9 protein-coding genes are annotated in these 11,902 nt (G+C 65.2%); 5 read left to right on the top strand and 4 right to left on the bottom strand.

Annotation, left to right across the window (positions count from 1 at the left end):
* Positions 1 to 5: 5 nt before the first annotated feature.
* Both ACN0V4_RS01235 and ACN0V4_RS01230 read right to left on the bottom strand, forming a co-directional pair.
* Positions 6 to 1,541: an ABC transporter substrate-binding protein gene (locus ACN0V4_RS01235; protein WP_417672689.1), complete on the bottom strand. Its 1,536-nt coding sequence runs from the start codon at positions 1,539 to 1,541 to the stop codon at positions 6 to 8.
* Between the two features lie 49 nt (positions 1,542 to 1,590).
* Positions 1,591 to 3,162, bottom strand: coding sequence for a phytoene desaturase family protein (locus ACN0V4_RS01230; RefSeq protein WP_417672688.1), 1,572 nt, complete (start codon positions 3,160 to 3,162; stop codon positions 1,591 to 1,593).
* Positions 3,163 to 3,273: 111 nt separating this feature from the next.
* Here ACN0V4_RS01230 and ACN0V4_RS01225 point away from each other — a divergent pair, with 111 nt between their 5' ends.
* From ACN0V4_RS01225 to ACN0V4_RS01205, 5 genes are read left to right on the top strand one after another with little or no spacing between them, the layout of a single operon-like run.
* Positions 3,274 to 4,065 carry a cyclase family protein gene (locus ACN0V4_RS01225; protein ID WP_417672687.1) on the top strand — a complete coding sequence of 264 codons (792 nt, stop codon included), beginning with the start codon at positions 3,274 to 3,276 and terminating at the stop codon, positions 4,063 to 4,065.
* A 3-nt stretch (positions 4,066 to 4,068) separates the two neighbouring features.
* Complete coding sequence (locus ACN0V4_RS01220; RefSeq protein WP_417672686.1) at positions 4,069 to 5,637, top strand: phytoene desaturase family protein; 1,569 nt, start codon at positions 4,069 to 4,071, stop codon at positions 5,635 to 5,637.
* On the top strand, positions 5,637 to 6,104 hold the full coding sequence (locus tag ACN0V4_RS01215) for a MarR family winged helix-turn-helix transcriptional regulator (protein ID WP_417672685.1): 468 nt from the start codon (positions 5,637 to 5,639) through the stop codon (positions 6,102 to 6,104). The genes ACN0V4_RS01220 and ACN0V4_RS01215 overlap by 1 nt, the downstream gene beginning before the upstream one ends.
* Before the next feature lie 9 nt (positions 6,105 to 6,113).
* Positions 6,114 to 8,261: a thiamine pyrophosphate-dependent enzyme gene (locus ACN0V4_RS01210; protein WP_417672684.1), complete on the top strand. Its 2,148-nt coding sequence runs from the start codon at positions 6,114 to 6,116 to the stop codon at positions 8,259 to 8,261.
* Positions 8,261 to 9,814, top strand: a complete 1,554-nt coding sequence (locus ACN0V4_RS01205; protein ID WP_417672683.1) for an indolepyruvate oxidoreductase subunit beta family protein — start codon at positions 8,261 to 8,263, stop codon at positions 9,812 to 9,814. The genes ACN0V4_RS01210 and ACN0V4_RS01205 overlap by 1 nt, the downstream gene beginning before the upstream one ends.
* Positions 9,815 to 10,134: 320 nt before the next feature.
* Here ACN0V4_RS01205 and ACN0V4_RS01200 read toward each other — a convergent pair whose 3' ends face one another.
* Positions 10,135 to 10,635, bottom strand: coding sequence for a flavin reductase family protein (locus tag ACN0V4_RS01200; protein WP_417672682.1), 501 nt, complete (start codon positions 10,633 to 10,635; stop codon positions 10,135 to 10,137).
* Between the two features lies 1 nt (position 10,636).
* Entirely contained in the window at positions 10,637 to 11,869 is a 1,233-nt protein-coding gene (locus ACN0V4_RS01195; RefSeq protein ID WP_417672681.1) for a styrene monooxygenase/indole monooxygenase family protein, read from the bottom strand.
* Positions 11,870 to 11,902: the final 33 nt, after the last annotated feature.

The raw sequence follows: 11,902 nt of genomic DNA, 5'->3' as shown, positions 1-11,902 counted from the left end.
GCGGATCAGCCGCGGGTCATCAGCGCCGGCAGCAGCGCCCCCGAGGCATGCGGCGTCACCTTGACGCCCGGAGCCGAGACGATCGGCTGCACATATTGCAGCAGCGGCAGCACCAGAGCGTTGTCGGCGATATAGCGGTCGACCTTCTTCCAGCCGTCGATGCGCTTGGTCTCATCCGGCTCGGCCCAGAGCGGGTTGATCATGTCGATCAGGTCCTGACCGTCCCAGACCGAATGCGGCGAGGGGCCGTACATGGCGAACCCGGTCGAGGTGGTCGGATCGCCAACCGAGTTGCCCCAGTTGTAGAAGGCCGCCGGCGCCAGTTGGTCGGCCGCGCGCAGTTCATAATGTTTGGCGATCTCATAGACCTCGATGGTCGCCTCGATGCCGACCTTGCGCCACAGCCCGACGATGGCCTGCACCATTTCATAATCCTTCGGCTTGAAGCCGCGGGTGGTCTGAATGGTGAACTTGACCGGATTGTCGGTGGAATAGCCCGATTTCGCCAGCAGCGCCTTGGCCCCTTCGGGGTCATAGGGCGTCTTGATGGTGGGATCGTAGGCGTCGTATTCCGGGGTCTCCAGCGTGTCGATCGGCACGCCATACCCCGACAGCAGCCGGTCGACGATGGCCTGCTTGTTCACCGCCATGACGGCCGCCTTGCGGACGTTCGGGTCCAGCATCACGTCGATATCGTTGAAGAAGATCATGCCGATATCGGAAATCGGCGCCGCCACGCCGTTCAGCTTGCCCGCCTTCAGGCGGTCGAATTCCTCGTAAGGGATTTCCAGCGTGACGTGGGAGTTGCCCGATTCCACCTCGGCCACCCGAGCGGCGGCGTCGGTCACGAACTTAATGGTGACCGATTTGAACTCCGGCGCGCCACCCCAGTAGTTTTCGTTCGCCTTCAGGCGGACATAGGCGTTGCGTTCGTATTTCTCGACCATATAGGGGCCGGTGCCGATCGGCGCCGCCTCGAACCCGTCGGGGCCGACCTTTTCGTAATAGGCCTTGGGCAGCACATAGCCGGTCAGGAAGTACATCCACTTGAAGATCGTCGGGTCGAACTGTTTCACATCCGCGATCACCCGGTTGCCTTCGACCCGGTGGTTGGCCAGCGTGCCCCAGACGAATTGGATCGGGCTGCCGGTGGCCGGATCGGCGACGCGCGCCAGGCTCCAGGCGACATCTTCGGCGGTGAAGGGCGAGCCGTCATGCCAGGTGACACCTTCGCGCACATCCATCCAGACCTGGCTGCGGTCCTCGTTCCAGCCCCAGTCGGTCAGCAGGCCCGGCGCCGGCTTCAGATCGGGCTTTTGCAGGATGTATTGATCGAAGACCGATTGATAGAGGCCCTGGATGGTCGGGTTCACCGCCGAGGCGCCGACAGTCGGATCCCAGCTGGGCAGGTTGACGTTATAGGCGATGATCAGCTCGTCGATCGCCTGCGCCACCACCATCGAAGCAAAGCTGCCGCTTGCCGCGAAGGTGACGGCAGCCGCCGACGCCTTGAGCAGACCGCGTCTGGATAGTTTGGTCATCTGGATAGTCCCCTGTTGGTTGTCTCTGGATCGTTTTGTTTTCTGGTCTTCATTTGCCGGCCAGCATCTGCCCCAGCAGATAGCCCGGCCCGACGCCGGTGCTGGCCCCGGGCCAGACGGCGGCGCCGGTCTGATAAAGCCCCTTGAGCGGGGTGGAGCCGTCGGCAAATCCGCGCGCCGGGCGGAACACGAAATTCTGCGACAGGTGGTGGCTGCCACAGATCTGATCGCCGCCGACCAGATTGGGATTGTCGGCCTCGAGCCCCGCCGGCGTCACGATGCGCTTGGCGATGATCCTGTCGCGGATCCCCGGGGCATAGCGATCGAGGATATCGAAGGCACGTTCGGCAAAGGGCTCTGCCGCCTCGGCCCAGTCAGTCGCGGCGATCTCGCCCTTGGCATCGCCCTTGATCTCGCCCGGCGCCATGCGGACCTGCATCCACAGCACGTGCTTGCCCTCGGGCGCGCGGGAGGGGTCGATCGCCGTGGGCTGGCCGGCGACGATGATGGGCTCGTCCGGCAAGAGCCCCGCCACCGCCTGGGTATAGGTCCGCGCCATCTGGTCGAGCGACGGCGCGCAATGGACATAAGCATAGTGTCGCAGCTCTGGCCCCGCCGTCCAATCCGGCAGATCCGACAGGGCGAGGTGAATCATCATGGTGCCCGGCGCATGGCGGAACTTGCGCATCGCGCTGTCATAGCGCGCATCACCGGTGCCACCGGTCAGCTTGACCATGGCGCGCGGCGCCACATTGGCGATCACCGCGCGCTTGGCCTCGAAGCTCTGGCCGCCGGCGATCACGCCCGTGGCCTTGCCGCCCGCATGGACGATCCGCTCGACCGGCATGTTGCACAGGATCTGACCGCCCCGCGCCCGGATCGCGGCGCATTGCGCGTCGATCACCCCGCCGGCGCCGCCCTTGCCCAGCATCATGCCGAAGGCCTGGTTCGCCATCGCCTCAAGATAGGGGAACATCGCGCCGCCGGCGATATCGGGCGAGAAGTCGATATGCATCCCCCAGGCCCCGAGCATCGCCTGCAACTTGGGCGATTCGAAAGTCTCTTCCAGCCAGGCCCGCGGGGTCGAGGCGAGAAACCGCGCCAGATCGAGACTGCCGCCCGCGCCCTTCTTGCGCAGCGCCTTCCACATTATAGATGCAACTGCACGCATTTTCATCTTTGACCCGAGCAGCGCGAACAAATGCTCGGCCTCACCGAAGAAGCCTTCGGTGAGCATATCCCAGGCGCGCGCGTCGGCTTCGGACAGGGCGGCGATGCGGGCCCGGTTGGCGGCGACGTCGGTGCCGACGCCCAGCCAAGTGCCGTCAGGAAACACGCTGGAAAAACAGTTGCTTGCCGGGGAAAACTCCAGACCATTGGCGACCAGCTCCTCGCCATGCTCTTTAAAATAAGGAGAACCGGCGAAGTTCGACAGGTTCATCGCGGCCCAGTCATGGGCGAATCCCTCGGCGGTATAAGCCCCGGTGCGCACCGCACCCCCAGGCACCTCGGCCTGTTCCAGAACGATCACCGACCAGCCGTGACACATCAAATGATGCGCACAGACGAGCGAGTTGATCCCCGCGCCTACAATGATGGCGTCCGCCGAATTCTGTGCCAATTGTTGCTCCCTGTTTTATCCAGATTATTTGCAAAAGCATTTATTCCTGTCTAGCATTGAATCACATCAGGGCCCCTTGGAGAGGGTGCCCACCAACGAAGGGAGCAAAAGATGAGCGCATCGAACGTGCTGGGCGAGCTGGGGGCGATGATCGCCTCGGGCGGGATCGAAGTGGTGGACTGCAGCGGCGTGCTGGGCCCGAACACCCCGCTGCTGAAACTGCCCGAGGATTTCGCCAGGAACACCCCCAAGGTCGTGATCCACAAGATCAGCGACTATGACAATGACGGCCCGTTCTGGTCGTGGAACTGGCTTGAGCTGGGCGAACATTCCGGCACCCACTTCGACGCGCCGCATCACTGGATCACCGGCAAGGACAATCCCGAAGGCTATACCGACTCGCTGAACGTCCAGCGCCTGATCGCCCCGGTCAACGTGCTCGATTTCTCCAAGGAATCGGCCGAAGACGCCGACTTCCTGCTGACCATCGACCATGTGAAGGCCTGGGAAGCGGAACATGGCGAAATCAATGCCGGCGAATGGGTCGTCATGCGGTCCGACTGGGATCAATACGCCAATGACGAAGACAAGTATCTGAACGCCGACGAAAATGGCCCGCATACCCCCGGACCGACGGCAGAGGTGATTCAATACCTGGTCGGCAAGGGCATCGTCGGCTGGGGCACCCAATGCGTCGGCACCGACGCCGGCCTCGCCGGCGGGATGGAACCGCCGTTCCCCGCCCACAACCTGCTGCATGCCAACAACCGCTTCGGCCTGGCCTCTTTGGCGAACCTGAGCGAGCTGCCGGCCAAGGGCGCCATCCTGCTCGTCGCGCCGCTGAAGATCGAAAAAGGCACCGGCTCGCCGGTGCGGGTCCTGGCGCTGAAACCGAAGGCGTAACCGATGAAAGCGGTCGATCACGTCATAATCGGAACCGGCATCAATGCGCTGGTCGCGGGGGCCCTGCTTGCCCGCAAGGGCAAGCGTGTGCTGCTGCTGGAACGCGAAACCCGCGTCGGCGGCTGCATGATGACCGCCGAGGCCACGCTGCCGGGCTTTCATCATGATGTGATGGCCGCCACCTTCGTGCTGTTCCTGACCTCGCCCGCCTATGCGGAACTGGCGGGCGATCTGGCGCAGCACGGCTTCGATCTGTGCCACACCCCGCACCCGACGGCCGTTCTGCGGCCGGACGGGCGGGCGACGGTGCTGAGCATGGATCGCGCGGCGAATATCGCCGCCTTCAACGCGCTGGCCCCCGGGGACGGGGACCAGCATGGCATCGACGTCGGCACGATCGAGGCCGACGCGCCGTTTCTCTTCGCGCTGCTGGGCGGCGATCTATGGTCGGTGAAGACCGCGAAACTGCTGGCCGCACAGGCCTGGAAACGCGGGTTGAACGGGCTGAAATCCTGGATCGGCAAGGCCTTGGTGCCGGCGCGCGGCTGGCTTGAGACCAGTTACAAAAGCGACGACATCCAGGCACTCTGGGCGCCCTGGGTCCTGCATTGCGGGCTGACGCCCGAATCCACCTATTCCGGCGAAATGGCCAAGGTGGTGGCCTTCGCGCTCGAGGCCGCCGGCGCACCGATCGTCAAGGGCGGCTCTGGCCGCGCGGCAGAGGCCTTCCGCAGCCTGATCGAGGCCAAGGGCGGCGAGATTCGCACCGGCGTCGACATCGACCGCATCCTGATCGAGAACGGCCGCGCTGTCGGCGTCGAGACCGCGACAGGCGAAAAGATCATGGCCGGCCATGTGCTGGCCTCGGTGACGCCCACGCAGCTTCACGGCCGGCTGCTGCGCGGCCATGTGCCGGCACCGCAAGAGCAGGCGCTGCGCGGCTATCGCTATGGCCGGGGCGATTTCCAGCTGCATTTCGCGCTGGATCGCAAGCCCGAATGGCTGACCGAAGGCATCGACGACGTGGCGCTGATCCACCTCTCGGACGGGATCGACGCGGTGTCGAAATCCGCCAACGAGGCCGAGCGCGGCATGATCCCCGAAACCCCGACCATCTGCGTCGGCCAGCCCAGCACGCTCGACCCCAGCCGCTGCCCCGAGGGCAAGGCGATCCTCTGGCTGCAAATCCCCGACGCACCGCGCGAGATCAAGGGCGACGCCGCCGGCCAGATCGCGACCAACGGCCAATGGGACGAGGCCACGCGCGAAGCCTACGCCGACCGGATCGAGGCGATCCTGGCCAGGCACATCCGCGATTTCGACCAGATCAAACTGGCCCGGCGCGCCTATTCCCCCGCCGATCTCGAAGCGCTCAACATGAACCTGGTCGGCGGCGATCCCTATGGCGGGCTCTGCACCATCGACCAGTTCTTTGTCTTCCGCCCCTTCACCGGCACGCGCAACGGCGACACCCCGGTCAGGAACCTCACCCAGATCGGCGCCTCGACCCACCCGGGGCCGGGTCTGGGCGGTGGATCGGGGTACAACGCCGCCAAGAGGCTGGGCGCATGATGACAGAGGTGGCAGCCGGGCGTCGTCTGGGAGAGATCGGGTTGGATAATTTCCCGCCCTATCTGATGAACCGGATCATGAGCCGCTATAACGCGAGCCTGCGCGACCACCTGAACGAACTGGGCTTCACCACGGTCAAGATGCGCAGCCTGTCGGTGCTGACGCTGATCGACGGCATCCTGATCCGCGATCTCGCGCTCTATGCGGTGGTCGAGCAATCCACGCTCAGCCGGGTGCTGGAAGCGCTGGCAAACGACGGGCTGGTGCACCGCGAACCCGACAAGGACGACAGCCGCGCCACCCGCGTCTTCATCACCGATCACGGCCGGGCCACCTTCGAACGGCTCTGGCCCAGCATGTCGAACAGCTATGAACAGATGTTCGACGGCATTTCCGAAACCGAGCAGCGCGCCTTCATCGGCACGCTTCACAAGATATTGCGCAACGTAGGGCGCAACGAAGTTTAGGGACCACTTATGGCAGAACGATCTTTCAAGAAAGAAGTCGAGCACCTGCGCATGGGAAAAGGCGAGACCTTCACCGGCGAAGGCATCCTCGCGATCACCAAGGCGCTGCTTGAGAATGGTGTCGGCTATGTCGGCGGCTATCAGGGCGCGCCGATCTCGCATCTGATGGATGTGCTGGCCGACGCCGAAGACCTGCTGGGCGAACTCGGCGTGCGGTTCGAGGCCAATGCCTCGGAAGCCGCCGCCGCGGCGATGCTGGCGGCCTCGGTTCACTATCCGATCCGCGGCGCGGTCACCTTCAAGGCGCCGGTCGGCGTCAACGTCGCCTCCGACGCGCTGGCCAACCTCGCCTCCTCCGGCGTCAACGGCGGCGCGCTGATCATCATCGGCGAGGATTACGGCGAAGGCTCCTCGATCATGCAGGAGCGCAGCCATCCCTTCGCGATGAAATCGCAGATCTGGCTCTTGGATCCGCGCCCCAGCCTGCCCTCGATCGTCAAGGCGGTCGGCGACGGCTTCGAGCTGAGCGAGGCGTCGAACACCCCGGTCATGCTAACCGTGCGGATCCGTGCCTGCCACGTCACCGGCAGCTTTGAAGCCAGCGACAACAAGCGGCCGAAGATGACGGTCAAGGATGCGCTGGCCAATCCGAAGAAGGATTTCAACCGCGTGGTGCTGCCGCCGGCCTCCTTCGTGCATGAACATGACAAGATCGACAACCGCTGGCCGGCGGCCGAGAAGTTCATTATCGAGAACGGGCTGAACGAATTCTTCGGCCCCGACACCTCGAAGATCGGCCTGATCTGCCAGGGCGGCATGTACAACGGCGTCATCCGCGCGCTGCAACGCTTGGGGCTGGCCGATATCTACGGCAATTCGGACATCCCGATCTATTGCCTGAACGTCACCTATCCGCTGATCAACTCGGAATTCACCGACTTCGTGAAGGACAAGGAAGGCGTTCTCGTCATCGAGGAAGGCCAGCCCGAGTTCATCGAACAGGCCTTTGCCACCTTCATCCTGCGCAACGGGCTGCAGGTGAAGATGCACGGCAAGGACATGCTGCCGATGGCCGGCGAATATACCGGCCAGGTGATGCTGGACGGGATCACCGCCTTTCTCAAGAAACACGCCCCCGACATGCTGCCGGGGCAGATGCGTGCGCCGAACAAGACCGCGCAGGCGATCCCCGATCTGTCCAAGACCGTGCCCACCCGTCCGCCAGGGTTCTGCACCGGCTGCCCGGAGCGCCCGATCTTCGCCGCCATGAAGCTGGTGCAGGAAGAGCTGGGCGAACATCAGATCACCGGCGACATCGGCTGTCACCTCTTCGCCTGCCTGCCGCCCTTCGAGGTCGGCGGTTCGACCATGGGCTATGGGCTGGGGCCGGCCTCGAACGCGGCCTTCGACGGCGGCGGCAAGAAGCGGGCGATCTCGATCGTCGGCGACGGCGGCTTCTGGCACAACGGGCTGTCGTCCTCGATCGGCAACATGGTGTTCAACAAGTCCGACAGCGTGGCGGTGATCGTCGACAACTATTATTCGGCGGCTACCGGCGGGCAGGACATCCTGTCGTCGCGCGCCAATAACGCCACCAAGTCGACGCAGAACCCGATCACCGATGCGCTGAAGGGCGTCGGCGTCAAATGGGTGCGCCAGATCGACCGCACCTATGACGTGCCGAAGATGCGCGAAATCCTGCACGAGGCGCTGACCACCGAGGAAAAGGGGCCGAAGGTCATCGTCGCCTCGTCGGAATGCATGCTGAACCGGCAGCGGCGCGAAAAGCCGATCCGCAACAAGGCGATCAAGGATGGCCTCAGGGTCGAGGTGCCGCGCTTTGGCATCGACGAGGATATCTGCACCGGCGACCACGCCTGTATCCGTCTGTCGGGCTGCCCGTCGCTGTCGTTGAAGAAACTGGACGATCCGCTGCGCGACGACCCCATCGCCCATATCGACCAGTCCTGCGTCGGCTGCGGCAACTGTGGCGAGGTGGCCGATGCCGCCGTTCTGTGCCCCAGCTTCTACCGTGCCGATGTGATCCACAACGCCACCTGGTTCGAAAAACTGTGGCAGGGCGTGACCGCAGGGGTGATCGGCTGGCTGCAGAACCGCCGCGCCGCGAAACGCCTGGAATTCCCGGAGACCGTCTGATGAGCATCCAGCAAGCTTTGGCCCCGCGCCAGCCCGATGAGAAACTGAACACCATCATCAAGCTCGCCATCATGGCCGTCGGCGGCCAGGGTGGCGGCGTGTTGACCAACTGGATCGAGGCGACCGCCCGGTCGCAGGGCTATGCCTGTCAGGCGACCTCGGTCGCCGGCGTCGCCCAGCGCACCGGCGCCACGATCTATTACCTCGAAATGGCGCCGATGGGCGACGGTGTGGCGCCGGTGTTTTCGCTGGCGCCCTCGGCCGGCGATGTCGACGTGCTGATCGCCGCCGAGATGATGGAAGCCGGGCGCGCCATCATGCGCGGCTTCGTCACTCCCGACCGCACCACGCTGATCGCCTCGACCCACCGAGCGCTGGCGGTCTCCGAGAAGATGACGCCGGGCGACGGCATCGCCAATTCGGACGAGGTGCGCGCCGCCGCCGAGATCGCCGCCGACAAGCTGATCATGTTCGACATGGACAAGCTGGCGATCAGCAACGGCTCGGTGATCTCCTCCTCGCTGTTCGGGGCACTGGCGGGTTCGGGCGCGCTGCCCTTCCCGCGCGAGGCCTTCGAGGAGGCGGTCCGCGCCTCGGGCAAGGGGGTTGAAGCCTCGCTCCGCGCCTTCTCTGCCGCCTATGACCGGGCGCAGAACGCCGCCGTCGATCCCGCCGAACCGAAGAAGGCCAAGCCGGCCCCGGCGCCGATCACCCCCGAAGGCCCCGCCGCGCTGCTCAAGGGCTGGCAGGCGCTGGTCGACCGCGCCCACGCCCTGCCCCAGCCGGCGCAGGAAATGGCGCTGCACGGGCTGCGCAAGGTGGTGAAATTCCAGGATGTCGCCTATGGCGCCGAATACATGGACCGGCTTGAGGATATCGCCGCGCTTGACGATGCGGCGCATGATTTCGAGCTGACGGCGGAGGCCGCCAAGTACATCGCCAATGCCATGGCCTATGACGATGTGATCCGGGTCGCCGACCTGAAGACCCGCGGCGCCCGTTTTGAGCGAATCAAGGCCGATATGGGCGCCAAGGATCGCCCCGTCGCCCTGACCGAATTCATGCACCCCCGCGCCGAGGAGATCGCCGGCATGATGCCCGCCGCCATGGGCGCGCGCTGGGAGGCGGACCCCAAGGCGATGGCCCGGCTGGATCGCTGGTTCAACAAGGGCCGCCGCCTGCGCACCCACAAGATGGGCAACTTCCTGATGCTCTATGTGCTGGGCGGTCTGCGCGGCTATCGCCGGCGCACCCTGCGCCACAAGTACGAGCAGGAGCATCTGGCCCGCTGGCTCGACACCGTGAAGGCGGCGCTGGCCCAGGATTACGCCGTGGCGGTGGAGCTGGTGCGCTGCCGCCGGCTGATCAAGGGTTATTCCGACACCCATGCGCGCGGGCTGTCGAAGTTCGACAAGGTGCTGGCCGGGGCCGATCTGGTCAAGGGGCGCGAGGATGCGGCGCAATGGATCGCCCGCCTGCGCGAAGCCGCCTTGAAGGACGAGAAGGGCAAGGATCTGGACGGCGCGCTGGAGACCATCCGCAGCTTCGTCTGATCCGCCCAAGGGATTGCGGGCGTTTCCACCTCGCGCCGGTACCTGCGAGGAAAGCCCGCCCATCGTGGCGGGCTTTCTTTTGCGCCGACGGCGCCGGGCGGGCGCCATCTCATCCAGAACAAGCCGAAGGCGCTTTGGCGACCTCGTGCACCAGCCACAGCGGGGAAGACCACGGCAGCCATAAAGTGCACCGGTCATACCGAAGATGCGCCATCCCACCGGCAGGCTCACGTGGAGGCCAAATCACCGCAAACAAAACGCCCGGCGCGTTCTCGCACCGGGCGTCTTCAGGGCCCCGACGGGGAGGGCAGGTCAGGCCCTTAGTCGTCCTTCGGCGCCAGCGCCCGGAAGGCGGAGCGTTCGTAAAGCAGCGCCTCCCCCTCGCCAAAGCGCGCCTCGCGGATCTGGCCGATATAGACGACATGGCTGCCCGCCTCGATCCGCTCGGACACCTCGCAGGAGAGGCTGAGGAGCGCATCGGCGAGATAGGGCAGCCCGTGGTCATCCTCGCGCCAGTCCCCTTGCGCGAATTTCGCCTCTCCGGTCACCCCGCCGGCGCCGGCAAAGCGCATCGCCAACTCGCCGGCCTCCTGGCCCAGCAGGTTGACGGCGAAGCGCCCGGTCTGGCCGACGCTGGCGCAGGTGCCGGTCTTGCGGTTCAGGCAGACCAGCAGGCTCGGCGGTTCCGCCGTCACCGAACAGACCGCGGTGGCGGTGATGCCGCGCCGCTCTTCGCCCTCCCGGGTGGTGATCACCGTGACCACCCCGGGAAAGCGGCTCATCGCGTCGCGGAAGATATCGGCCGAAATCCCCATGCCCATCTCAGGCCGCCTTCAGGCCCTGCAGATAGGCGGCCGCCGCCTCCGGCTCGGCGAACCAGGGGAAGAAATCGCGCGGATCGTCGAAGCCGTTGGCGATGCGATGCGCCAATTCCGGCACCACGCAGGCGGTCCCCATGATCTCCAGCACGAAATCGGGCGGCGGCAGCAGCATCATGTTGGTCCATTGCACCACCCATTGGGCATAGTCCCAATAAGCGTCGAAGGTGCCCTGCATCCAGCCCGCATCGAACGGCTGATCGCCACGGTCAAGGATGCGCTTGAGATAGATCGCCGCCGCCTTGGAGGCGTTGTTCGACCCCTGCCCGGTGATCGGATCGTTCAGGCAGACCGCATCGGCCAACCCCAGCACCTGCCGCCCCGAGGGCAGCGTCGCGACGGGCTTGCGCACCGTCGGCGGGAAGCGCCCGGCCAGGATGCCATTGTCATCGGTCAGCGCGATATCCTTGCAGCGCTCGGCCTCCCACGGCAGGAAGGTGTCGAGGATCGCCTTCGACTGCGCCAGGTGCTGTTCCGGGCTGGTCACATCGGCCCAGCAATCCATCGGGCCGCCGGGAATGCCTTCCATCACCATGATCTCGCAGGGGCCAGAGGTGGTCAGCGCCGGGAAGACGAAATATTCCCCCACCCCCGGGATCAGGTTGAAGCAGACCGCCGAATGCTCGGGGCGCGGCGTCATGCCGGTGACATAGGTCAGTGCCAGCGCCCGCTGCGGCCGGTCGAAGGGCGATTTCCCGGCATCGCGTTCGAACAGCTTGCCGATCTCTCCCTTGCCGGAGGCGATGAGCACCAGATCATCCTCGGCGGCATAGGTCTCAAGCTCGGCGATGCCGGCCTCGGCGATCACCAGTTCACCGCCCAGCTTGGTGAATTCCTCCAGCCAGCGCGGCACCTTCACCCGCTGGTCGACCGAATAGGCATCGCGGTCCAGCCGCGCCACCCAGTCGATCACCTTGGCGCCCTTCTGTTCGGGATGCGGCACGGTGAACCCGATGCCCTGTACCGGCGGGCAGATGTCGGACCAGAAGTCGATCCCCAGATCGCGTTCGTTCTGCACCGCCGCGCCGAACATGCACTGGCTGGACAGGACCTTGCCCGCCGCGATCTCCTCGGCGGTGCGGTTCTGCACCACCCGCACCTGATGGCCGGCCTGCAGCAGACCGATCCCCACCTGCAGCCCAGACTGGCCGCCACCCACAATCGTGATCTTGCGCATTGTCGTTCCCCTGTTGGTTTTGGTGTTGATCCG

The organism is Pseudodonghicola sp. (assembly GCF_048268305.1).
GTDB lineage: Bacteria > Pseudomonadota > Alphaproteobacteria > Rhodobacterales > Rhodobacteraceae > Pseudodonghicola.
The sequence above is the reverse complement of the archived record's forward strand: the minus strand, read 5'-3'. Positions and strand labels throughout refer to the sequence as shown.